The sequence below is a fragment of the Gammaproteobacteria bacterium genome (assembly GCA_033720895.1).
Classification (GTDB): domain Bacteria; phylum Pseudomonadota; class Gammaproteobacteria; order Natronospirales; family JAJUFS01; genus JAWWBS01.
The window spans coordinates 1-22,384 of the sequence record JAWWBS010000020.1; the positions used below are offsets into that span (position 1 = coordinate 1).

22 protein-coding genes are annotated in these 22,384 nt (G+C 62.5%); 7 read left to right on the forward strand and 15 right to left on the reverse strand.

What is annotated here, in order from left to right; all coding sequences use genetic code 11:
- The 4 genes from R3217_04765 to R3217_04780 all read right to left on the reverse strand — a co-directional run.
- Window positions 1–331 (reverse strand): elongation factor P hydroxylase (locus tag R3217_04765; GenBank protein ID MDX1454750.1); only part of this gene is annotated, 331 nt, incomplete at its 3' end.
- Window positions 315–998 carry a hypothetical protein gene (locus tag R3217_04770; GenBank protein ID MDX1454751.1) on the reverse strand — a complete coding sequence of 228 codons (684 nt, stop codon included), beginning with the start codon at window positions 996–998 and terminating at the stop codon, window positions 315–317. The genes R3217_04770 and R3217_04765, both read right to left, overlap by 17 nt.
- 57 nt (window positions 999–1,055) lie before the next feature.
- Window positions 1,056–2,021: an SPFH domain-containing protein gene (locus R3217_04775; GenBank protein ID MDX1454752.1), complete on the reverse strand. Its 966-nt coding sequence runs from the start codon at window positions 2,019–2,021 to the stop codon at window positions 1,056–1,058.
- A gap of 45 nt (window positions 2,022–2,066) precedes the next feature.
- The gene (locus tag R3217_04780) at window positions 2,067–2,510 is read right to left on the reverse strand and encodes an NfeD family protein (protein ID MDX1454753.1); all 444 of its coding nucleotides are present in this window, start codon (window positions 2,508–2,510) and stop codon (window positions 2,067–2,069) included.
- A 165-nt stretch (window positions 2,511–2,675) separates the two neighbouring features.
- Between R3217_04780 and R3217_04785 the strand changes: the two genes are divergently transcribed.
- On the forward strand, window positions 2,676–4,580 hold the full coding sequence (locus R3217_04785) for an ATP-binding cassette domain-containing protein (protein ID MDX1454754.1): 1,905 nt from the start codon (window positions 2,676–2,678) through the stop codon (window positions 4,578–4,580).
- A 9-nt stretch (window positions 4,581–4,589) separates the two neighbouring features.
- Here the strand turns inward: R3217_04785 and R3217_04790 are convergent, their stop codons facing one another.
- A complete protein-coding gene (locus R3217_04790; GenBank protein MDX1454755.1) occupies window positions 4,590–6,413 on the reverse strand; it encodes a diguanylate cyclase in 1,824 nt (607 codons plus the stop codon).
- A 175-nt stretch (window positions 6,414–6,588) separates the two neighbouring features.
- Here R3217_04790 and R3217_04795 point away from each other — a divergent pair, with 175 nt between their 5' ends.
- From R3217_04795 to R3217_04805, 3 genes are all read left to right on the forward strand, one after another.
- Window positions 6,589–7,599, forward strand: coding sequence for a DUF1028 domain-containing protein (locus tag R3217_04795; GenBank protein ID MDX1454756.1), 1,011 nt, complete (start codon window positions 6,589–6,591; stop codon window positions 7,597–7,599).
- A gap of 140 nt (window positions 7,600–7,739) precedes the next feature.
- On the forward strand, window positions 7,740–8,222 hold the full coding sequence (locus R3217_04800) for a DUF3015 family protein (GenBank protein MDX1454757.1): 483 nt from the start codon (window positions 7,740–7,742) through the stop codon (window positions 8,220–8,222).
- Between the two features lie 77 nt (window positions 8,223–8,299).
- The gene (locus R3217_04805; protein ID MDX1454758.1) at window positions 8,300–10,159 is read left to right on the forward strand and encodes a DUF4105 domain-containing protein; all 1,860 of its coding nucleotides are present in this window, start codon (window positions 8,300–8,302) and stop codon (window positions 10,157–10,159) included.
- 73 nt (window positions 10,160–10,232) lie between these two features.
- On the opposite strand, the gene R3217_04810 is transcribed toward R3217_04805, so the two are convergent.
- Together R3217_04810 and R3217_04815 are read right to left on the reverse strand one after the other, a co-directional pair.
- Window positions 10,233–10,871, reverse strand: a complete 639-nt coding sequence (locus R3217_04810; GenBank protein ID MDX1454759.1) for a thiol:disulfide interchange protein DsbA/DsbL — start codon at window positions 10,869–10,871, stop codon at window positions 10,233–10,235.
- 175 nt (window positions 10,872–11,046) lie between these two features.
- Window positions 11,047–11,724: a c-type cytochrome gene (locus tag R3217_04815; protein ID MDX1454760.1), complete on the reverse strand. Its 678-nt coding sequence runs from the start codon at window positions 11,722–11,724 to the stop codon at window positions 11,047–11,049.
- 176 nt (window positions 11,725–11,900) lie between these two features.
- On the opposite strand from R3217_04815, the gene yihA reads away from it, so the two are divergent.
- On the forward strand, window positions 11,901–12,503 hold the full coding sequence (gene yihA / locus R3217_04820) for a ribosome biogenesis GTP-binding protein YihA/YsxC (GenBank protein ID MDX1454761.1): 603 nt from the start codon (window positions 11,901–11,903) through the stop codon (window positions 12,501–12,503).
- A gap of 206 nt (window positions 12,504–12,709) precedes the next feature.
- Here the strand turns inward: yihA and polA are convergent, their stop codons facing one another.
- Window positions 12,710–15,433 carry a DNA polymerase I gene (gene polA, locus R3217_04825; protein ID MDX1454762.1) on the reverse strand — a complete coding sequence of 908 codons (2,724 nt, stop codon included), beginning with the start codon at window positions 15,431–15,433 and terminating at the stop codon, window positions 12,710–12,712.
- The gene (locus tag R3217_04830; protein MDX1454763.1) at window positions 15,433–15,618 is read right to left on the reverse strand and encodes a lipoprotein; all 186 of its coding nucleotides are present in this window, start codon (window positions 15,616–15,618) and stop codon (window positions 15,433–15,435) included. The genes polA and R3217_04830 overlap by 1 nt, the downstream gene beginning before the upstream one ends.
- Window positions 15,619–15,697: 79 nt before the next feature.
- On the opposite strand from R3217_04830, the gene R3217_04835 reads away from it, so the two are divergent.
- Complete coding sequence (locus R3217_04835) at window positions 15,698–16,393, forward strand: hypothetical protein (protein ID MDX1454764.1); 696 nt, start codon at window positions 15,698–15,700, stop codon at window positions 16,391–16,393.
- Window positions 16,394–16,395: 2 nt separating this feature from the next.
- Here R3217_04835 and R3217_04840 read toward each other — a convergent pair whose 3' ends face one another.
- The 6 genes from R3217_04840 to R3217_04865 form a co-directional block, all read right to left on the reverse strand.
- Window positions 16,396–17,067: an ATP-binding protein gene (locus R3217_04840; GenBank protein ID MDX1454765.1), complete on the reverse strand. Its 672-nt coding sequence runs from the start codon at window positions 17,065–17,067 to the stop codon at window positions 16,396–16,398.
- Window positions 17,068–17,408: 341 nt separating this feature from the next.
- Window positions 17,409–17,927, reverse strand: coding sequence for an EF-hand domain-containing protein (locus tag R3217_04845; protein MDX1454766.1), 519 nt, complete (start codon window positions 17,925–17,927; stop codon window positions 17,409–17,411).
- A 106-nt stretch (window positions 17,928–18,033) separates the two neighbouring features.
- A complete protein-coding gene (locus R3217_04850) occupies window positions 18,034–18,708 on the reverse strand; it encodes a response regulator (GenBank protein MDX1454767.1) in 675 nt (224 codons plus the stop codon).
- 47 nt (window positions 18,709–18,755) lie between these two features.
- Entirely contained in the window at window positions 18,756–20,171 is a 1,416-nt protein-coding gene (locus tag R3217_04855; protein MDX1454768.1) for an ATP-binding protein, read from the reverse strand.
- 129 nt (window positions 20,172–20,300) lie between these two features.
- A complete protein-coding gene (locus R3217_04860) occupies window positions 20,301–20,861 on the reverse strand; it encodes a GNAT family N-acetyltransferase (protein ID MDX1454769.1) in 561 nt (186 codons plus the stop codon).
- A gap of 6 nt (window positions 20,862–20,867) precedes the next feature.
- The gene (locus tag R3217_04865) at window positions 20,868–21,602 is read right to left on the reverse strand and encodes a TerC family protein (GenBank protein MDX1454770.1); all 735 of its coding nucleotides are present in this window, start codon (window positions 21,600–21,602) and stop codon (window positions 20,868–20,870) included.
- Between the two features lie 112 nt (window positions 21,603–21,714).
- Between R3217_04865 and R3217_04870 the strand changes: the two genes are divergently transcribed.
- Window positions 21,715–22,383: a dienelactone hydrolase family protein gene (locus tag R3217_04870; protein ID MDX1454771.1), complete on the forward strand. Its 669-nt coding sequence runs from the start codon at window positions 21,715–21,717 to the stop codon at window positions 22,381–22,383.
- Window position 22,384 lies beyond the last annotated feature (1 nt).

A 22,384-nucleotide genomic window follows, 5' to 3' on the forward strand; every position in this document is an offset into this window, starting at 1 on the left:
CGCAGGCCTCGCTGAATATGCGCTCCAGCGCTTGTGGCCTTGCCTCGACGTCTTCAAAGGCTCTCTGCTCTTCGGCATTGCGGCCATCGGGCCGGTACCAGTAGCCGTAATCGACCAGCTGGCGACGCTGCGGACCGGCAATGCACCAGTGTGCGATTTCATGCAGGGCAGAGGCGAAGAAGCCATGGGCAAAGATGATTCGATGCCGGGGGTGACCGGTATCGGCAGGCAGGTACAGCGGTTCGTCATCGCCACGGACCAGGATGGTGTTGTGGCTGTCTTCGAACAGGGAGTTGAAAAGCCGGATCAGCGCATCAACGTCGTGCTGCATGGTCCTGCTGCCATTGCCGGGAGAATGCGGAGAATACGTCCTCGACAGCCGGAATGCGATCCCGGATCTTGCGGTTGATCGTTTCCGAACGTCGAATGCCTGACAGTTTCATCAGGTCCTGGCGTGACAGGCCCTGGTCCCAGAGTCGCACGATCCAGGTGTCCCGGAAGGCAAGCGGACTGTAGTCCGACAGGCCTGCTGCATCGAGCAGTTCCCGCAGCAGGCGATTCATGCCGCTCGGGACCAGTTCATCGCTGCCACTCGCGCGCGGTGTCATGGCAAACGGCTCGCCCCGGTTGTTCAGGAACAGGGGGCTCTTGCCATCGAGGCCCCGGTGGCGATCAGCCTGTTTGCCGACTCCCCATTCACTGGCCAGCCGAACGGCAAGCCAGTCATCCAGTACCTGCATGAAATCGGCATCCAGCAACCAGGCGCTGCGTGACTCGCCATTGAAGGCATAGCTGGCTGGCAGCTTGAACTTGCGCTGCCAGTTGCCATCGCGATCAAGCACGGTTTGCACTTGCAGCTGGCTCAATTCGGTGGCGGTGAAGCCCCAGTAAAGTGCCCCATGCAGAACGGCACGATCCCGTTCCGGATACTCGCTGCGGCTGGCTGCCTTGTCGAGCCGTGCGATCTGCGCATTGTCGAAGTCCATGGAGCCGGTCATCGTGCTTGCCTCGTCATGGGAAAAGGCGTTGCCGGCTTGCGGCAACGCCTGTGTCGATCAGCTGCCGCTGGCCGTGCCGAGCACTGCACCGGGCTTGCCGAGCAGGTCGCCGATGCTGCCCACCGAGGAGAGCAGGCCGCTGGCTTCGTATGGCAGGAAGACACGCTCGCCGTTCTTGGCAATGTCCGGCAGCGTCTTCATGTACTCGAGTGCCACCAGGTAGGCGACGACATCCTTGGACTGCAGGCCTTCGCCACCGGCACTCAGGATGGTGTCGATCGCCTGCTGCTGGCCCTCGGCCTGCAGCACGGCAGAGCGCTTGTCACCCTCGGCGCGTTCGATGGCCGCCTGGCGGTCGCCTTCGGCTTCGCGGATGGCCGCTTCACGGTGACCTTCGGCGCGCAGGATCTGGGCACGCTTTTCACGTTCGGCGATCATCTGCTGGCGCATCGCGTCTTCCACTTCCCGCGGGAAGGCGATGTCCTGTATTTCGACGCGGGTCACCTTGACGCCCCACTTGTTGCCGGCCGAGTCGAGCACGGCTTCCAGTGCGGCATTGATCTGGTCGCGGCTCTCGAACAGCGTGTCGAGTTCCATCTTGCCGATCTCGTTACGCAGCGACGTCTTGGCCAGCACTTCGATGGCCATCACCAGGTTCTCGACGGCATAGACTGCCTGCTTGGGATCGATGACCTGGTAGTACAGGGCGCCATTGACCGTGACGGTCACGTTGTCCTTGGTAACCGCGGACTGTGCCGGGAAATCCAGCAGCGATTCACGCATGTCGATGATCGAGGCCTGCTCGACGATCGAAACTTCACCGACGTAGCGCTTGCGCGCCACCGTACGCGGCACGTCGACCACGGGGAAAATCAACTTGATCCCCGGCTGCAGGGTGCGGTGGTATTCGCCCAGCCGCTCGATGACCATGGTCTCCGCCTGCTGCACGATCTTGATGCTGCGCAGTACCAGGATGACCAGCAGCGCAGCAGCGCCAATGGCAAGCATTTCAGGTCCACTCATGTTCTTATCCTCCTCTAAGGATTCTTTTTATCAGTCTCGTATTGCTCAGATCTGTTCGACGTACGCGGTCACACCGCGCATCTCCACCAGGCGAACCCAGTCGCCCGCCTTGAGATCGCTGCCGTCTGTGGTGGCAGCAGGGTAGAAATCACCCTGGATGCGGACACCCAGGCGTCCGGAATAATCCACGACCTCGAGATCGACGTTCTTGCCGATACCTTCGCTGACCAGCGACTTCGTGCCCTTGGCCTTGAAGACGCGCCGGTAGAAACGCATGAAAACCGGTACGAACAGGGCGGTCAGCAGGCCAGCAGTGATCATCTGGCCGGTGAACCCGAGATCGAAGGCGTTCGTCGCCAGGCCGGTAAAGACAAAGGCCGTGCCCGTCGCGAACAGGATGAATTCCATGCCGAGTATCTCGCCGATGATCAGCAGGATGCCCACCATGACCCAGATCTCCCAGGCTTGCAGGCTGTTCAGGAATTCCATGATGCCCCTCCTTCTTGATGTTGTTCGGTTGCGCCGGCCGGGCCGCAGGGCGGTTCCGAGGCGTGAATCCTATTATACACAAATCCGCAGAAAACCGAATATGTTTATTAACTGTTTGCGGCATTTTCGAGCAAGCTGGGCGCGGCGCCCGTATAATCCCGCGCCATGTCACTACTTACCCTCGATGATGTTTCGCTCACCATAGGCGACTTGCCCATCCTGCGCCATGCCGAACTGACGCTGGAGCCGAACGAGCGCGTCTGCCTGATCGGCCGCAACGGTGCGGGCAAATCCACGCTGTTCCGCATCATTACCGGCGAGCAGGCGATCGACGAGGGCGAGATCCGCTATCGGCAGAACCTGCGGGTCAGCGAGCTGAAGCAGACCCTGCCCGACGAGCTCGACCTGTCGGTGCACGAATTCGTTGTCCAGGGACTTTCCCACCTGAAGCAGTTGATCGATGAATACCAGGCCTTGTCGGCGACCGAGCTGGACAAGCAGGGCATGCATGATCTCGAGGAGCTGCAACGACGCATCGATGCCGAGGGCGGCTGGTCGCTGGATAAGAGAGTCGAAACCGTTCTGTCGGAAATGGACCTGCCGGCGGACAAGCAGCTGGGCGAGCTCTCCGGTGGCTGGCGCCGCCGCGTGGCGCTGGCACGGGCGCTGGTGTCGAATCCCGAGCTCTTGTTGCTCGATGAACCGACCAACCACCTGGACCTGGCAACCATCCGCTGGCTGGAAGATCGCATTCGCAGTTTTCCCGGCTCCGTGCTGTTCATCACCCATGATCGTGCCTTCCTGCAATCGCTGGCGACACGCATCGTGGAACTGGATCGCGCACGACTGACGTCCTGGCCGGGTGACTACAAGAATTTCCAGCGCCGCAAGGCGGAGTCGCTGCACGCCGAGAAGATCGACCAGAAGCAGTTCGAAAAGGAACTGGCACAGGAAGAGGCCTGGATCCGCCAGGGCATCAAGGCACGGCGCACCCGCAACGAGGGCCGGGTGCGAAACCTCGAGTCCATGCGCGAGGAAGCCGCCGAGCGCGACCAGTTCAAGCCGCAGCAGAAGGCTCGTATCAGCATCGAGGAAGGCGATCTCTCCGGCCGCAAGGTCATCGAGATGCACAATGTCGGCAAGCGCTTTGGCGATGTCGACGAGAAGCCATTGATCGACAGCCTCAATCTCAAGATCATGCGCGGTGATCGGATTGGCCTGGTGGGCAACAACGGGGTGGGCAAGAGCACGCTGTTGCGCATCATGCTGGATGAAATGGCACCTGATACCGGCACGGTCAAGCTCGGCACCAACCTGCAGGTCGGTTACTTCGACCAGCTGCGCCGCAATCTCGATCCGGATCGCACCATTGCCGAGATTGTCGGCAACGGCAAGGACTACATCCGCATCAATGGCAAGGAGCGCCATGTCATTGGCTACCTGCGCGGTTTCCTGTTCTCCGCCAAGCGGGCGATGACCAAGGTCGGTGCGCTGTCCGGCGGCGAGTGCAATCGCATCATTCTCGCCAAGCTCTTTACCCAGCCGACCAACCTGCTGGTACTCGACGAGCCGACCAATGATCTTGATGTGGAAACCCTCGAAGTGCTGGAGCAGCGGCTCAAGGAATACACCGGCACATTGATCGTGGTCAGTCATGACCGCGAATTCCTCGATAACGTCGTGGACCGCATCCTGGTATTCGAGGAAGGTGGCGAGATCGTCAGCTATGCCGGCGGCTGGAGCGAATGGCAGAAACGTGGCAGGAAGCTGGCGGTGAAGGACGACGTCAGCACGCGCCGGCCAGGTGGACAGGGTGCCGGTAGCAGCAAGGAGGCCGGCAAACCCAAGAAGCTGTCCTACAAGCTGAAGCTCGAACTCGACGCGCTGCCCGCGAAGATAGAGTCACTGGAAGCGCGACTGGCAGAGCTGCAGGAACAAAGCAGCAAGCCGGAGTTCTATGCCGAGGGCATCGACAAGGTCCAGCCGGTGCTTGACGAGATGACGGCGCTGCAGAAGGAGCTGGATGACGCGATGGAACGCTGGGTCGAACTGGACAGCCAGCCGCACTGACGCGGCTGGTCACACTTCGTCGGCAACCACGACCTGGTCACGGCCATTGGTCTTGCCGAAATAGAGCGCCTGGTCGGCAGACTTCAACGCCTGCTTGAACTTCACTTCGTTGGAAAGGAGCGCGACACCGATGGTGATGGTGACGGAAATATCCTGGTCCTCGTGGCGAATCATCAGCTCGGCTACCGCCTGGCGAAGCTTTTCGCAGATCAGTCGCGCTTCACCGGCATGCACGGCATGCAGCAACACCACGAACTCCTCCCCGCCCCAGCGTGCGATCGCATCGTCGCGACGGATCTTGCGCTGCAGGGTGCTGGCGACTGCGCTCAGCACGTCATCGCCGAAGTCGTGCCCCCAGGCATCGTTGATGTCCTTGAAGTGATCGAGGTCCATCACCGCGATGGCGCTTGGTCGTGTCGCCTCGCCAAGCTCCAGTGCTTCCTCATTGACTCTTTCCTGGAAAGCGCGCCGGTTCATCAGACCGGTCAGCGGGTCGCGCCGCGCCAGCGAATCGACTCGCGAGAACTCGGTTTCCAGCTGGCGGTTCTTGGCTAGCATGGATTCTGCCTGGCGTACGCGGCTGCGATAGCGGATCGCCAGCAGCAGCACCAGCGCAAAGGCGAAGATGGTCGTTGCCAGCAGCGTGCCCCGAATGTTCTGTTCGCGGCGTCGCTGGTCGCGAAGCTCGAAAATTTCCTGCATCTGCCGATCGGCCTGCAGGCGTCGGTCGAGCTCTGCGAGTCTCGCCTCGGAAATACGCTGGTAGCGATCCTCGGTGACCGCCACATAGGCGCTGAAAGCCTGCGCGGCGTTCTCAAGCTCGCCGCGTGCCATGTGAATCCTGTAGGCCGTCAGCAGGGCGTCGGTATGAAAGGTGGTTGACGGGCTTTCGATAAAATAGCCGCGCGCCCGCTGGATCATTTTCAGGGCTTCGTCCAGTCGCCCCAGCTCGAGGTAGAGTGCGGCCAGCCTGGCTCGGAAGTGGGCTTCGTCATCCGGAACATCCTTCGACAGGGTGATGGCCGCTTGCAGTGCCGACTCGGCCTCGCCATGGAATCCCTTGCTCTTGTTGAGGCGCGCTATGACGCCGTGCAGCCAGGCGAGGAGATGGGTGTTGCCGAGCTCGCCCGCCGGTTCCATGGTTTCATAAACCAACACTTCGCCGGCCGCCAGTCGTCCCTGGTCGATCATGGTCGCCGCCAGCTTGCCCTGCTGGTCGATTTCCTCCCAGCGGGAGCCGGCAGACCGGAAGCGTGCCAGCGCTTCCGTGCGCCAGGCATGCTCGGTATCGAAATCACCGGAGGAACCGGCGAGGAAGGCCAGCACGTCGAGCGTCCTCGCCAGGGCAAGGTCGTCACCGAGCTCGCGTGCAAGATCCAGTGCCCGGTAGGCATAGAGGTAACCGTTATCCAGCAGGGAAATGCTGGCGTAATGCGCTGCCAGGCTGCGCCTTGCCATAACCACCAGGTGGTCATTGCCCGTGCGCTCCGCCATCTCCAGGCCTTGCGTCAGCAGGGTGCCGGCACGTTCGATATCCCTGACCAGGAAACGCGCCAGGCCGATGAAAACGGTGGCGGTTGCCTGGTCGGCCGGCCGGGCGTTGCTGCCAGCCAGGGTGCGGGCGGCTTCAGCATGCTGTGCAAGTTCCAGCGGTCGTCGGGTGATGGCGTAGTGGCCGGCCAGCTGCAGGTGGCCGGCCAGCTGCCTGGCGGGCGTACCGCTGACGATCTCATCGCGAGCACGCGACAGGCCATCCTCGTCCAGGACCGCGAATGGTGCGGCCAGTCCTGCCGGACTGAAGAGCAAGAGCAATGAGAGGAGAATGGCTCGCAAGGAGGTGCTCCCGGTAAGTGTCAATCCACGGTCGATGTTTACGATTCCTATTCTTATGGGTGCTATCTTAACCGTGTAAACGCATTATGTAACAACCGGCTACGCGCCTTGTGCCACCGCCTGTCCATTTGCTGGCAGGAGAATGCGGTCCCTGCGCCAAAGGAGTCATCGAATCATGAAACTGCGCCCGTTGATTTTCATACTCTTCCTGCTGCCCGGCATGCCTTCGCTGGCTGGCGAGGATGGCAGGTCGCACACGTTGCGCCCGGTCAACACCTATTCGATCGTGGCACGTGACCCGGAGACCGGCCAGCTGGGTGTCGCGGTGCAGTCTCACTGGTTCAGTGTGGGCCAGCTTGTGCCCTGGGCCGAGGCGGGTGTCGGTGCGGTCGCCACCCAATCCTTTGTCGAGCCTGCCTACGGTCCCCTGGGGCTCGAATTGATGCGCAACGGCCGTTCCGCCGAACAGGCATTGCAGGCACTGGTGAGCACCGATCCCGGCGAGGCGGTTCGCCAGGTCGCCATGATCGATGCCAAGGGCACTGTCGCCGCGCACACCGGCTCACTGGCCATCGAAGCGGCCGGGCACCAGCTGGGCAGCAATTACTCGGTGCAGGCCAATCTCATGGACCAGCCAACGGTATGGCCGGCCATGGCAAAGGCCTTCGAAAGCACCCAGGGAGATCTTGCAGACCGCTTGCTGGCGGCTCTTGTAGCTGCCCAGGATGAAGGCGGCGACATACGTGGCAAGCAGTCGGCTGCCATCCTGGTGGTCGCCGGCGAGAGTACCGGTGCGCCGTGGAAGGACCGGCTATTCGACTTGCGAGTGGAGGACCATCCGGAGCCCGTCAAGGAGCTGTCGCGCCTGGTCACCTTGCAGCGTGCCTACAACGCGCTCAACCATGGGGACGAAGCCGTCGCCGCTGGCACCATCGACCTGGCTCTTGATTACTACCAGCAGGCCCTGAGCATCGTGCCCGACGAGGCAACCAACGGTGAAGCGGCCTTCTGGGTCGGCATCACCCTGGTGTCCATCGATCGTGAAGCCGACGCAATGCCCTACCTTCGTCGTGCGAATGCCCAGGACCCCCGGTGGGCGGAACTGCTTGCCCGCCTGCCGGCATCGAACTTGCTGCCTGATGACGACGCTCTCATCGAGCGCCTGACCCGTGGCATGCAGAAGTGATTCCGGCACCATTATGGTCAAAGCGAAATCCGAGCTGCCGGAGTCAGCCGATTGGCATGGACACTGACGGCTTTAACTGCTAACACTTTAGCTGTGGCGTATCACTTTGCCATGAACGCAAAAAATCGGGAGACGACATAATGAAAAAGATCGCATTGATTGCCGCGACCAGCGCGCTGCTTTTCTCCGGCTCGGCAATGGCCGAAGACAGCACCGGTTGCGGTGTGGGTTCCATGATCTTTGATGGCAAGTCCGGTGTCGGACCGCAGGTTCTTGCCGTGACCACCAACGGCTCTACCGGCAACCAGACTTTCGGCATTTCCTCCGGCACGCTGGGCTGCGACCAGAACGGCACGATCAGCTCTTCGGAGAAGATCGGCATGTTCACCGGCGAAAACATGGAGCGACTGGCCATGGACATGTCGCGCGGTGAAGGTGAAGCACTGGCTACCGTGGCTGACATGCTGGAAGTGCGCAGCGAAGATCGCGCTGACTTCTACGCTGCTGCCAAGGCAAACTTCGATCGTATCTACACGTCGAGTGATGTCACGGCCGGCGAAGTGGTTGCCAACCTGAATGCCGTACTGGCTGCTGACGACAAGTTGAAGATCTACACGACTTGAGAAGCATTGCTTCCAGAACTGCCCGGAGAAATCTTTCTCCGGGCATTTTTTTGTGCGGGTTGTTGCTGTGGCTCCCGTTGTCCCCGCTCGTACATGCCGGGGAGCCTGCAGCCCGCAAGCCTGCCATCGATACCCTGGCCGCCCACGACTACTGGTGGAAGCTGGGTCACTGGCAGGAGGGCTGGTTCGGCACCGAAAGCGCTGCCGACAACGAAGGGTTTTTCATCGCCGCCGATGGACGCCATGATCCCGCGGCCGAACTGCGCACCATGCTGGCGGCATTGCGGTCCGAGCGACGCTTGCCGGCCAGTGACGAAATGGCCCGTTGCCGGTTCCCGGCACGTACCCGCTGGCTGGCGCAACAGCTTGGCGAGGACTTCGGCAGCTTCAGCGAGTGTCCGTCCTTTGCCGAATGGTATGGCGAGATTAACCCGGGATCGATGTCGCTGATCTTCCCGGCGGCCTACCTGAACAATCCCGCCTCGATGTATGGCCATACCCTGTTGCGCATCGATCCGCCGGGCCAGTCGATGACGCTGGCCTCCTATGCCGTCAACTTCGCCGCGCAGACTGTCGACAGCAACGGCCTGGTGTTTGCCGTGAAGGGGTTGACCGGCATGTATGCGGGCACCTTTGGCGTGATGCCTTATTACCGCAAGGTGAAGGATTACGGCGACATCGAGAATCGCGACATCTGGGAATATCCGCTGGCACTGGAACCGGTCGAGCTCGAGCGCATCATGCTGCATCTCTGGGAGCTCGAGAGCGCAACCTTCGATTACTACTTCTTCGACGAGAACTGTTCCTACCAGTTGCTGTCCTTGCTGGAGCTGGCCAATGACGACCTGCAACTGCTCGAGGATTACCGTTACCAGGTCATTCCCGCGGATACGGTAAAACAGATCATTCGCGAAATCGGCATCGCGGGCGAGCCGGTGTTCCGCCCCTCGCTGGCCACCCGCCTGGAGCACCAGGCCGGTCTCATGAGCGAGGCGGCGCTGGCTGCCAGCCGCGACATTGTCGCAGGCCGGCTGACACCTGCCGCGCTGCCGGCGATGGCCGCGGAGGAGCCACAGGTGGACGCACGCCAGGTGCTCGACCAGGCGTACGACTGGTTGCAGTACCGGCATAACGTCGAAGGCGGTACGCAGCAGCTCTCCGGTCCCGCCGGACTGGCGATCCTGCGTGCCCGGGCCGACCTGCCGTCAGGCCAGGCATTCAGCGACCTGGTTGCCCCCGATACGGCACCCGAGTCGGGCCATGCCGCTGCCCGCTGGACGGCCTATGCCGGCGAGCTTGAAGCCGGCGCTTACCAGGGGCTGCGCCTGCGAGCCGCGTACCATGACTTGCTCGATCCAGGTCCTGGCTACACGCCCGGCGCGGCGATCACCATGTTTGCACTGGATTTCCGCCGCTACGAGGACGCAACGCCGACGGGTGACAACTGGCAGCTGGAACGCTTCGATCTCGTCGATATCCAGTCCTATTCGCCGCGTACCCGCCTGTTCACACCGAAATCGTGGGAGTTGCACGCCGGCTTCAATCGGGATTACCTGCTGGATCCTGCCACGCCGCTGGCCTTCGATATCGGCGGTTCGCTCGGCGCGAGCTGGGCGGCAAGGAAGCCCGGCAGCTTCGTCTATGCCGGGCTGGGAGGTGAGCTTCTTTACAGTCGGGACTTTGTCGATGGCACTACCGCCTGGCGAGCCGGGCCGCTGTTGCAAGGACGATGGCAGCTGGCGCCGTCACTGGCGAGCACCTTGCGCCTGGAAAGCCAGTGGTCGGAGGGCGTCCTGTCACAGCGTCGCGACCTGCTGTCGCTGGAGCTTGGCTGGACACCGGGCAAGGCCCTTGCGCTGCGGGCTGCCTACCAGCAGCAGCGACGGGCAGCCGTTGTGACCGAGCACTGGCAACTGGCCATCCAGGCCTACTGGTAATCACGGTGGCAAGGGCCGGGCATGAAAAAAGGGCGCCTTGCCGGCGCCCTTTTCGATGGATTGGCTGGCAGGCTTACTTGCTGTCTGCCATTTCCTTGCGAACGAGGTGGTCGATCACGTCGAAGATCGCGCCATAGCCGCCGGCCTTGGTGGCGTCGGTGGCGTACTTGCCGTTGATGATCATCGCCGGTACGCCGGTGATGCGGTAACGCCTGCCCATCAGTTCGGCGCGCTTCAGCTTGGAGGCAACGGGGAACGAATTCCACGCATTGTCGAAGTCCTCGGCGCTGACACCGGCATGCTCTGCGAACAGCTCGGCCAGCAGGTCCTTGTTCACGGCCACGCGCATGCGGCGGTCGACGTGAATCGCCTTGAAGATCTCGTCATGCACCTGGTCGACCACGCCCAGTGCCTCGGCCGTGTAATAAGCCCGCGCGCTGACATCCCAGCCGCGGTTCAGGACCGCCGGAATGCGCACGAACTTGACGTTGCTGGGCTTGTTCTCCAGCCACTGCTTGGCGTGCGGTTCGACCGCGAAACAGTGGTTGCAGCCGTACCAGAAAAATTCGATGACCTCGATCTGGCCGGGGCCGGCGGAGGTCGGCTGCTCGCTCGGCAGGACAAGGTAATTCTGGCCGGCAACGACACCTGCTGCCTGCGCACCAGTAACCATGAACAGGCTGGCAACAATTCCGAACAATGCACGTTTCATCTTGAATCAACTCCTTGAGGGTAGGTACCTGCCGGCCACGCAACGTTGCCGACGACCTTGATGTTCTGAGTATGTTTTATACCGGAAGTTCGGCCGCCCGGATGAAAACTGCGCGGACTCTTCATATTCGGTGCGGGGAGCAAAAAGGCGGCCGGAGCCGCCTTTTCGTGGAATGTCAGCGCTGCAGGCCCTGCATGTAGGAAGCCACGGCTTCCATTTCGCGCTTGCTGAGGCCAGCCGCCGTGTTGCGCATCATCTGGTTCGGGTCGGTGGAGCGGACCGCGCCCTCCGGCTGCTCGTCCGGGCCAGCGGTCAGGGCTTCCTGGCCCCGCGCATACGCCTCCAGCTGCATGAGCAGGTATTTCGCATGCTGGCCGGCCACCGCCGGGTAGTTCGCGGCCGCGTTGCCTTCGCCGGCCGGGCCATGGCAGGCAATGCAGGCCGGCACGTCTTTCTCGGCGATGCCGCCGCGATAGATGCGCTCGCCCAGTTCGACCTTCTTCGGGTCAGCCTGGCCAGGCGTGGTCTGCTGGGCAGCGTAGTAGGCCGCGATGTCGGCACGGTCCTGCTCGGACAGGCCAACGGCCTGGCCATACATCAGGGCATTGAAGCGCTTGCTCTCGGCTTGCGGCGCAGCAAAGTGCTCGAGCTGCAGAACCAGGTAGCCGGCATGCTGGCCGGCGAGCTTCGGCCACTCGGGATTGACACTGTTGCCATCGGCGCCATGGCAGGCAGCACAGGCTGCAGCCTTGTTCTGGCCGGCCTCGGCATCGCCACCGGTGAGATCCGCGGCAGTGGCATTCATTCCCAGGGCGGCACCCATCAAAGTGGCAAGTACGAGCAGCTGCTTCATCACGTCAGACTCCTGCTGGATTCGGTGGTGGTGGCCGGCAGCATGCTAGACTGCGGCCGTCACGAGAGGCGCAATTTTACACCAAGCAACGGTGTCCGCGTCCACTGTATCGCCCGGGAAATGGCGGGAAATCTGTCGAAACCCGGTCATTCGGACCGCCAACTGGATTCGCACGCATGCTGGACTACCGTCATACCCGCTTCCTGACCTCGGCCAATGGTCGCGAGGGCTTTCCGGCACCGGTCGGACCGGAGATCGCTTTCGCCGGACGCTCGAATGCCGGCAAATCCAGTGCCATCAACAAGATCACCGGGGTCAACGGGCTGGCGCGGACCTCGAAGACGCCGGGTCGCACCCAGCTGATCAATTTCTTCCAGGTCGATGACACCCGCCGCCTGGTCGACCTGCCGGGTTATGGCTTTGCCAAGGTGCCCGACAAGGTGCAGGCCCACTGGCGAGGTCTGATGGAGGGGTACCTGGGCGAGCGCGAACCGCTGGCCGGGATCATCCTGATCATGGACATTCGCCACCCCCTGAAGCCGTTTGACGAGCAGATGCTCGACTGGGCGGAGTTCTCGGGCATTCCGGTGCATGCCTTGCTGACCAAGGCAGACAAGCTGACCCGCAACCATGCCAACCAGGCCTTGGCGAAAGTCCGCAAGGCCGCGCCCGGCCTGTCCTTGCAGCTGTTCTCTGCGCAGAGCGGCCAGGGTGTGGACACCGCCCGTGAGCAGCTTGATGCCTGGTTCGGTGTCAGCGAGGCCGGCGCCGACGACTGAGCAAAAAAATCCCCGGGCCGAGGGGGCTCGGTCCGGGGCAGGGGCTGGCTGATCGGTTGGGGAGACCGGATCAGCCGGGTCGCTCCAGGGGAGGAGCGGCGAGCGCTGTTGCAGCACTCGATAGATAAGACCCGGCTGGCCGGAATTTAGTTCCCATTCGGACAAAAAAATTTTCACGAGCCTGGCCGTTTGCCAGGGCCATCCGCCTAGTGAGCTTCGTCCCAGTTCTTGCCGTGCCCGGCGTCCACCCTCAGGGGCACTTCCAGCGTTGCCGCGGCCTCCATGCGCTCGACCACGCCTTGCTGCAGCGCATCAAGATCGCTGTCCGCGACTTCGAAAACCAGTTCGTCATGCACCTGCATGATCATGCGGGCATCGAGATCCGCGTTTTCCAGCCAGTCCTCCACCGTCAGCATGGCGCGCTTGATGATGTCCGCGGCGCTGCCCTGCATGGGCGCATTGATGGCGGTGCGTTCGGCATACTGCCGGACCTGGGCGTTGCGGGCGTTGATGTCCGGCAGGTACAGGCGGCGGCCGAACAGCGTTTCGACATAGCCCTTGTCCTTCGCCGACTCGCGGGTGTCGTCCATGTAGCGGCGCACGCCCGGGTAACGATCGAAATAGCGATCCACGTATTCCTGCGCTTCGCCGCGGCTGATACCGAGCTGCTTGGCAAGGCCGAACGCGCTCATGCCGTAGATCAAGCCGAAATTGACGGCCTTGGCGGAACGGCGCTCGTTGTCGCTGACCTCGTCCAGCGGCTTTTCGAGAATCTCGGCCGCGGTGGCGCGGTGAATGTCGCGATCTTCGCGAAACGCTGCCAGCAGGGATTCGTCGCCGGAGAGGTGCGCCATGATCCGCAGTTCGATCTGCGAGTAATCCGCTGCCAGCAGCAGGTGCTTCTCGGGCGCCACAAAGGCCTGGCGAATGCGCCGGCCTTCCTCCGAGCGAATCGGGATGTTCTGCAGGTTCGGGTCGGAGGATGACAGCCGGCCGGTTGCGGCCACCGCCTGGTGGTAGCTGGTATGCACCCTCCCGGTCTCGCCATTGATCATCTCCGGCAGCTTGTCGGTGTAGGTGGATTTAAGCTTCGACAGGCCGCGATGCTCGATGATCAAGGACGGCAGCGCGTAGTCGGGCGCCAGCTCCTGCAGGACGTCCTCGGCCGTCGACGGCTGGCCCTTTGGCGTCTTGCGAATCACCGGCAGGCCCTGTTCCTCGAACAGGATCTGCTGCAATTGCTTGGGCGAACCCAGGTTGAATTCCTTGCCAGCCTCTTCGTATGCCCGCTTTTCGAGATCGGCCATCTTTTCCGCGAGCTCGTGCGACTGGTCGGCAAGCTGCTGGCGGTCGATCAGCACGCCACGATGTTCCATGCGTTCCAGCACCGAGGCGAGCGGAATCTCCAGTTCTTCGTACAGCTCGCGCAGTGTCTTGTCCTTCTCCAGCTGCGGCCACAGGTGCTCATGCAGCCGGAGGGTGATGTCGGCATCCTCGGCGGCATAGGGCGCGGCGATGTCGATGCTGACTTCGTCGAAGCGCTTCTGCTTTTTCCCCTTGCCGGCCACTTCCTCGTACTTGATGTTCTGGTGATCGAGGTGCTTCAGTGCCAGCGTGTCCATGTCGTGGCGGCTGGCTGTCGAATTGAGCACGTAGGATTCCAGCATGGTGTCGTGGGCCAGGCCCTTCAGCTCGATGCCATGGTTGGCCAGCACGTGCATGTCGTACTTGAGGTGATGGCCGAGCTTTTTCACCTGCGGGTCTTCCAGCAGCGTCTTCAGCTCGGACAGGATTTCGTCGCGGTCCAGTTGCTCCGGCGCATCGGCATAGTCATGCGCCAGGGGAACGTAGGCGGCCTTGCCGGCTTCGACAGCAAACGACACGCCGACGATTTCGGCCTCCATGTACTGCAGGGACGTTGTTTCGGTATCGAAGGCAATGAGCTTTGCCTTTTTCAGCTTCTTCAGCCAGGCATCGAAGGCCTTCCGGTCGAGAACGGTCTCGTAATCACCTTCCAACCTGTCGGCAACGGCCGGCTCGGCTGCCCCGGAACCGGAAGCCTCGCCACCGTCGGTCCCTCCCTGGTCAAGCTGTTCAGCCCAGGTGCGGAACTCGAAACGCGCATACATGTCGCGCAGCGTGTCGACGTCCGGTGCCTGCATCTTCAGTTGCTCGGGTGACTCCTCCAGCGCGACATCACAACGAATCGTTGCCAGCTCGCGCGAGAGTTTCAGTTGCTCGATGTTCTCGCGAAGACTCTCGCCGACCTTGCCCTTGATGTCGTCGGCATGCTCGAGCAGCTTGTCGACCGATTCGTATTCGGCCAGCCACTTGGCCGCTGTCTTCGGTCCGACTTTCGGCACGCCGGGAATGTTGTCCGAGCTGTCACCGACCAGCGCGAGGTAATCGATGATCTGCTCCGGCCAGACATCGAATTTTTCCTTCACACCGTCGCGATCCATGCGCTTGTTGGTCATGGTGTTGATCAGCGTGATGTGCGGCTTGACCAGCTGTGCCATGTCCTTGTCACCGGTGGAGACAATGACTTCCTGGCCCTTCTCCGCGGCCGCGATGGCGAGCGTGCCGATCACGTCATCGGCTTCGACACCCTTGACCTGCAGGATGGGAAAGCCCAGCGCTGCAACCAGTTCATGCAGTGGCTCCACCTGCGAGCGCAGCTCGTCCGGCATGGGCGGACGATTGGCCTTGTACTCCTCGAACATTTCGTCGCGGAAAGTCTTGCCCTTGGCGTCGAATACCACCGCAATGTTGTCGCTGCCGAATTCCTTCGGCATGCGCCTGAGCATGTTGGCCACGCCATACAGTGCGCCCGTGGGCTCGCCCTTCGAGGTGGTCAGTGGTGGCAAGGCATGGAAGGCGCGATACAGGTAGGACGAGCCGTCGACCAGCACGAGCGGTTGCCTGGACATTATTCCTCGCCCTCCGCTTCGCCGCTCTCGGTCACCGCTTTGTCGCCGCCGGCTGCACTCGACGTCGAGGTGGCCTTGTCTGCCTCATCCGGGAAATACAGGTCGCCCTTCTGGCCGCAGGCACTGGCAAGCACTGCGAGCAGCAGGAAGACGGGCAAGGACAGGAAGCGTGCAGTGGTTCGCATGACAGGTACCTGCAAGAGAAAAGGATTTGCGGCAGTATAAAGCAGGCCATGCAGCAACCCCACCGTGCGGAGGAACACCATGAACCAGCTACCTGCCACCAGTGATGTCATCGGGCTTGGCCCTGTCTGGCTGCTCGTGCTCGGCCTGTTGCTGGGTCTCGGCCTGTTCCTGGCGGTCACCGGTATCCGCAATTTCTTCAAGGGTCGTTTCTTTCGCGGGCCGCTGCGCAGTGCCGTCGGTGTCGCCTTCGGCGGCCTGGCGGTCGGTCTTGGCGGTGTCGGCCTGAACTTCCACACCTACTCGCGCTTGAACTACGAAGAGCCGGTGGCGACCATCGAATTCCAGCAGATCGACGCCCGCCAGTACCAGGCGCTGCTGCGAAGGGACAGCGGCGAGGACCAGGCCTACGGTTTGCTGGGCAACCAGTTCCAGGTCGATGCCCGTGTCCTGAAATGGACGGGCATGGGATCCATGCTGGGCCTGGATCCGCAGTACCGCCTCGAGCGCCTGTCCGGGCGATATGCCAGTCCGGGCGACGAGCAGACCGCGCCACGCTCCATCTATGGTCTGGGTGGTATCGAAAAGGGCATCAACGTTGCGAAGTGGGCAGAACGCAGCGGCCCTTACCTGCCGTTCATCGACACCGTCTATGGCAGCGCCGCCTACATGCCGATGGCAGATGGCGCGCGTTACCAGATTCTGATTACCGAGGATGGCTTGCTGGCAAGGCCTGCGAATGCGCCTGCGCGCGCTGCCGTGCAACGCTGGCAGTGAGCTCAGTCGTCCAGCAGCAGGTCGACGTAATGGAAACGGCTGTCCCGCGTCACGCTCTCGCCGCGGCGAACCCGCAGCGGTTGCCGAAAGATCGGCCCGGCTTCGATGCAGCTGTGGAACTCGCCATTTTCCCCGCAAGGGTCGACACCGGCCGGCAGGTCCGCCAGCAGGGCTGAATCGAAATCACGGCCGGCGAAATGCGCCGGCAGCTGGCTTCCGTCCACGCAAGAAAGCTTCGCCTTGAATCCCTCGCGAATCAAATGTCGGGCCAGTTGCCGGGTGTCACTGCCGAACAGCGGGAACACGCCCTCCATGCCGACCCTGGCCAGTTGTGCAATCCGGTAGTCGCGAACGTCCTCGAGAAACAGGTCACCGAACGCGACGTGATGCACGCCTTTCGCCTGCCAGCGCAGCATGGCCTCACGCATGACGGCTTCGTAGGCGCTGTTGTCGGGTGCGACCGGCAGCCACAGCTTGTCCAATGGCAGGCCCAGTGCCGCTGCCTGTGCATCCAGCACGTCCTCCCGCACGCCATGCATGACAATGCGGCGGTAATCGCGGTTCAGGGTGGTCAGCAGCGCCACGACCTCATAGCGCGGATCCTGCTGCAGTGCATGCAGGGTCATCGCGGCGTCCTTGCCACCGCTCCAGGAAAGTATCAGGGGTATCGGCATCGGCGCATCTTGCCACTGGCTGCTGTCGTTCGCCAAGGGCTGCGTCGTGCCGGAAAAAAGAAAGCCCGCCGGTTGGGCGGGCTAATCCTCCAGGAGCTTGGAGGGCAGGGGATCTACATGAAAATCTCGTGTCCTGTGGCGATGGCGTGGCCCGGGTAGCGGCCCTAATCCGCTTGGCCCGGGCGCCCTTCGCAGGAGGTACGATTGCAGTATCCCTGCGCAGGGCGCAGGAATTGTCCGGAAACTGTGCAGGGAAACGTGAGCTTGGATGGGTTGCGGGCATGAAAAACCCGCCAGGATCAGTGCTCCGGGCGGGTTGTCAGGTCTTGCCGGGTCCGGCGTCAGGAGTCGTTTTCCTCGCCACTTTCCCGCGGTCCGCGGCGCTGCTGCCGCTCGTTGCGGGGGCCGCGCGGGCCGTCCGGGCGCAGCTCGCCGCGCGTCAGGACACCGTCATTATTGGCGTCGCGACGGGCAAAGCCCTGGTCGGAGCGTGCATTGAATTCCTCCTGGCTCACGACGCCATCACCGTTCTCGTCGAGACGGTCGATCTGCATGTCGGCCATGCGCTGCAGTCGCTCCTCGGCGCGCTCGCGGGCCTGCGCCAGGATATCCTCGCGGCTGACCTCGCCATTGCCATCGGTATCGATGGCGGCAAAGCGGCGGGCTTGCACGGCATCGACTTCGGTCTTGCTGATTTCGCCGTCCTTGTTGGCATCGACCTGCCGGAGCAGGGGGTGCGGCTTCCCGTCCGGGCGCATGTTCTCGGCCTTGCCGTCATGCGGGCCCTTGCCGGGATCGGCCGAGGCGGTAACGCTGAATGCGGTGGCCAGCGCCACGAGGATCAGGGTTTGCTTGTTCATGGTCTTCTCCCGTTGTTTCGAAAACCTGCGCTGAGCATAGGCTGCCGGCACGGCCCAATTGCAGTGCCGGGGTGGAGAAACCATGAAGCTCGCCGTGGCGGCCGGATCAGATGTCGAGCTTGTAACCGACGCCGTAAATGGAACGAATGATGTCCTCGCCCATGCCGGCATCGACCAGCTTGCGGCGCAGGTTCTTGACATGCGAGTCCACGGTGCGATCGGCCACGACCCGATGGTCTTCATAGATGTGGTCAAGCAACTTGTCGCGCGAGAACACGCGCCCCGGGCTTTCGACCAGGGTCGCCAGGAGGCGGAACTCGACCGGTGTCAGTTCCAGCTCCTTGTCGTTGCACCGCGCGGTGTAGGAATCGCGATCAACCGTGATCGGCAGGTTGGAGGTGTCGCCGCCGCGTTCGATGCGTCGCAGCACGGCCTTCAGGCGGGCGACCACTTCGCGCGGTGAATAGGGCTTGCAGATGTAGTCGTCGGCGCCGAGTTCCAGGCCGAGCAGGCGATCGATTTCCTCGACGCGCGCCGTGACCATCAGGATCGGCAGCTGCGAGAACTGGCGGATCTCGCGGCAGATCTCCATGCCGTCGCCGCCCGGCAGCATGAGGTCGAGCAGCATGGCGGCCGGTGGATTCTCGCGCACGCTGTCCACCACGGTGTCACCGCGATCGATGATCCGCGGTTCGTAACCCGCAGCCTTGAGGTAATCGGCCAGCAGCTTCGCCAGCTTCTCTTCGTCCTCCACGATCAGGATGTCTTTTGCTTCGCTCATGTCCGTTTCCTCTTCATTCAGCGGTATGGGGTTGCTGCGACCGCCGGTCAGTCGGTGTTGAAACCGGTGGTGCCGGGCCGATCGGCCCGTGGCAATCGAATTTGCATGCACAGCCCGCCCAGCGGCGAGTGGCTCGCGACGATGCTGCCTTCGTGGGCCTCGACGATCTTGCGCACGATGGCGAGCCCGAGCCCGCTGCCACCGGAAGCGCGATTGCGCGAGCCTTCGGCGCGGTAGAGTCGGTCGAACAGGCGCTCCATGGCGGTTTCGTCGACCCCGGGCTCGGAGTCATCGATATTCAACAGCCATTCGTCATCCGATTTTCCCAGGCTGACACGTACCAGGCCGGGTGCGTCCGTGTAGCGCAGGGAATTGACGAACAGGTTGGTCAGCAACTGGTCGAAGCGCTCCGGATCCAGCGAGGCGGTGGCAATGGCGTCCTCGTGTTCGAACTCGATGCGGATTCCCGCATCCTCCATGCGCCCGGCAACGCTCTCGATGGCGGCATCCACCAGCGTCACCAGGTTGCAGTCACGACGGCGGTAACTCAAGGCGCCCGCATCCGACAGCGCCAGCGAGTTGAGATCGGTGATCAGCGTCGAAAGGCGACTGACCTCGTTCTGCAATGACGCCAGCGTTTCCTCGTTCATTTCCCGCACGCCATCCATGACGGCGTCCAGTTCGGCGCGCAACACCGCCAGCGGTGTGCGCAGCTCGTGAGCAATGTCGGCGGTCAGTTCGCGCCGCAGGCGTTCGTTCTGCTCCAGCGTGGCGGCGAGTGAATTGAAATCCTTCGCCAGCTGGCCGAACTCGTCACTCCGTCGAATGTCGACCCGCGATTTGAAGTTGCCGCGGGTCAGTTGGTGGGTGGCGCGACCAAGCCGCTTTACGGGTGCGAGGAACAGGCGAGCCAGCAGCAAGGCGGCAATGGCGGCAATCACCAGCGCCGTGCCGGCCTGTACGGGCAGGGCACGCGCCTGCCGTTGCTGGAACTCGCGGTCGACCACGTCGGTCAGTTGCTGCGAGGGCGAGATCACGAGGTAACCGACGACATCGTCGAAGCGCCGGATCGGATAGACCGTGGCGTCGTCGGCCGGGTCGGCCTTGCCGAGTATGCGGCGCTTCCGCTCGTCGAGCAGTGTCAGGCGCGCTTCGTAATCCGGCGCGTCACCACCGACCCAGAGATTGAATGGCAGGGTCGAAATCTGGCTGGTTTCGAAGTTGCGCAACAGCCGCGACCATTCGAGGTAATCACGGCGCAGGAATCCCCAGCCGCCGTAGCGCTCGTAGGAACGGGCCAGCGAACCGACCAGTGGCTCCAGTCGCTTGGCCTCGACCTTGTTGACGTAATTCAGGAAACCGGATTCGAGACCCTGCCGCGCGGAATAGGTCAGGCCGCCAATGAGAATGACATTGACGGTCAGGATGGCCAGGAAAAGCTTGGCAGTAATGCCGATGCGCATTGCGGGTCCTGCGGTTGGCTGCGTCGAAATGACATTAAGCGGTGCCGGCGCCGGGCATGCAAGCCGCGAGCGTGTGACAGGCCGGCCATTTCACCGATTTTCCATAATCGCGCGCAACGGCGGCACCGATCAACGCAGGCGTGGCGCGAGCATGCCGAACACGGTGGCGTCACGGAAGGTGTCGCCCTTCCGGTAGCGGGCCTGCCGGACACCTTCCTTGCGCAAGCCATTCTTTTCCAGGACGCGAATCGACGCCTCGTTGCCCCAGGCAACTTCTGCCTCGATGCGGGCCAGGCCGAGCGTATGAAATCCGAAGCGCAGCAAGCTTGCGACGATTTCGCTGGCATGCCCCTTGCCCCACGCCGATTCGGTCAGCACGTAGCCCAGTTCGGCACGCTCATGCCGCAGGTTGATGTCATGCAGGCTGACGATGCCGACCAGGTCATCCCCGTTCTTCTCGCTGGCCAGCCAGTGCACCGACCGTCGCTCCCTGAAGCCACGCAACTGTTCGTCGATGAACTCGGCTGTGTGTTCGAGCGATTCAAATGGCATCAAGGTGGTGTAGTGCATCACCTTTTCCCTGCTGAAAACGCCGGCGTGCAGTGGGGCCGCATGCTCGGGGCGCAGGCCTTCGAGACGGAGCCTGCGGCTGTGGATTTCCGGTATCGCCTTGAGTTCAGCAAGCGCCAATCTGCTTCAGCCCTTCGTCTTGCGAGCAGCCAGCCGTTGCTTGCGAATGCGCAGGTTGAGCATCTCGACAAAGAAGGAGAACGCCATGGCGAAGTAGATGTAGCCCTTCGGAATGTGGAAATCGAGACCTTCAGCCACCAGCGCCGTGCCGATCAGCACCAGGAAGGACAGCGCCAGCATCTTGATCGTCGGGTGCTCGTGCACGAAGTCGCTGATGATGCCGGCGAAGGCGAGCATCACGCCGACTGCAATGATGATGGCGGTTGCCATGACCCACAGGGTGTCGGCCATGCCGATGGCGGTAATGACCGAATCCAGCGAGAACACCACATCGAGAATCATGATCTGCGTGATCACCGCCGACATGGAAATGGTCCTCGGGATGGTCGGGGAATCATGGTCCTCGACTTCCAGGCTGCCGTGGATCTCGAACGTGCTCTTCGCAATCAGGAACAGGCCGCCGCCAATCAGCACGAGATCACGTATCGAGAAACCTTCGCCGAACAGCGTGAACAGCGGATCGGTCAGCCTGGCCAGCCAGAACACCGAGCCCAGCAGCGCAAGGCGGGTCACAACGGCCCCGGCCAGGCCGAGCTGCCGCGCTTTGGGTTGCTGCTCGGGCGGCAGCTTGCCGGCGATGATGGAAATGAAAATGATGTTGTCGATGCCCAGCACGATCTCGAGCGCGGTCAGGGTGATCAGTGCAGCCCAGATGTTGGGGTCGGCAATCCAGTCGAACATGATGTCTCCGGCGGGCGGTGAGAGTGACAGCGGCAAGATACCATAGCCTCCGCCCCGGGCTCATTCCCGGGCGCATTTGCTACACTCCCCCGACCCAAGCTGGAGGCAGGACATGTCGGATTTCCTGGATAGCGTGCAGATCGGCCCCGCGGACGCCACGCACAGCATCGTGTGGTTGCACGGCCTCGGCGCCGACGGCCATGACTTCGAACCCATCGTGCCGGAGCTGCGCCTGCCGTCAGATCTGCGGGTGCGTTTCGTGTTTCCGCATGCTCCCGCACGGCCGATCACCTTGAACAACGGGTACGTCATGCCGGCCTGGTTCGATATCGCGGACCTGGATCGCAATGCCGCGGTGGATCACGAGGGCTTTACCGAGACGCGTGCCGCCATCACGCAACTGATCGAGCGGGAAATCGAGCGGGGTGTTCCGAGCGAGCGCATCGTGCTGGCCGGCTTTTCGCAGGGCGGCGCCATCGCGCTGGATCTCGGTCTGCGGCTGGAGCAGAAACTGGCCGGGATCATGGGCCTGTCGACCTTCATGCTGGACGATTTGCGTGCAGAGCTGCCGGCACGGCCGGTGAATGCGGCAACCCCGTTTTTCGTTGCCCACGGCGAACAGGATCCTGTCGTGCCGCTGGCCCTCGGCGAGAACAGCCGTGACTGGCTGGTGGAGCAGGGCATCGACGTGGAGTGGCACAGCTATGCCATGCCGCACTCGGTCTGCATGGAAGAGATTGCCGATATCAGCCAGTGGCTGCAGAAGCTCCTCCGCAGTTGAA

Coding starts and splice junctions, on each gene's coding strand:
- R3217_04865 (MDX1454770.1), bottom strand. CDS start 21,602: ATGTTCGACTGGATTGCCGACCCCAACATCTGGGCTGCACTGATCACC.
- R3217_04855 (MDX1454768.1), bottom strand. CDS start 20,171: ATGCGCATCGGCATTACTGCCAAGCTTTTCCTGGCCATCCTGACCGTC.
- R3217_04785 (MDX1454754.1), top strand. CDS start 2,676: ATGTCACTACTTACCCTCGATGATGTTTCGCTCACCATAGGCGACTTG.
- R3217_04850 (MDX1454767.1), bottom strand. CDS start 18,708: ATGAGCGAAGCAAAAGACATCCTGATCGTGGAGGACGAAGAGAAGCTG.
- R3217_04870 (MDX1454771.1), top strand. CDS start 21,715: ATGTCGGATTTCCTGGATAGCGTGCAGATCGGCCCCGCGGACGCCACG.
- R3217_04810 (MDX1454759.1), bottom strand. CDS start 10,871: ATGAAACGTGCATTGTTCGGAATTGTTGCCAGCCTGTTCATGGTTACT.
- R3217_04815 (MDX1454760.1), bottom strand. CDS start 11,724: ATGAAGCAGCTGCTCGTACTTGCCACTTTGATGGGTGCCGCCCTGGGA.
- R3217_04845 (MDX1454766.1), bottom strand. CDS start 17,927: ATGAACAAGCAAACCCTGATCCTCGTGGCGCTGGCCACCGCATTCAGC.
- R3217_04775 (MDX1454752.1), bottom strand. CDS start 2,021: ATGAGTGGACCTGAAATGCTTGCCATTGGCGCTGCTGCGCTGCTGGTC.
- R3217_04770 (MDX1454751.1), bottom strand. CDS start 998: ATGACCGGCTCCATGGACTTCGACAATGCGCAGATCGCACGGCTCGAC.
- R3217_04795 (MDX1454756.1), top strand. CDS start 6,589: ATGAAACTGCGCCCGTTGATTTTCATACTCTTCCTGCTGCCCGGCATG.
- R3217_04830 (MDX1454763.1), bottom strand. CDS start 15,618: ATGCGAACCACTGCACGCTTCCTGTCCTTGCCCGTCTTCCTGCTGCTC.
- R3217_04835 (MDX1454764.1), top strand. CDS start 15,698: ATGAACCAGCTACCTGCCACCAGTGATGTCATCGGGCTTGGCCCTGTC.
- polA (MDX1454762.1), bottom strand. CDS start 15,433: ATGTCCAGGCAACCGCTCGTGCTGGTCGACGGCTCGTCCTACCTGTAT.
- R3217_04780 (MDX1454753.1), bottom strand. CDS start 2,510: ATGGAATTCCTGAACAGCCTGCAAGCCTGGGAGATCTGGGTCATGGTG.
- yihA (MDX1454761.1), top strand. CDS start 11,901: ATGCTGGACTACCGTCATACCCGCTTCCTGACCTCGGCCAATGGTCGC.
- R3217_04800 (MDX1454757.1), top strand. CDS start 7,740: ATGAAAAAGATCGCATTGATTGCCGCGACCAGCGCGCTGCTTTTCTCC.
- R3217_04840 (MDX1454765.1), bottom strand. CDS start 17,067: ATGCCGATACCCCTGATACTTTCCTGGAGCGGTGGCAAGGACGCCGCG.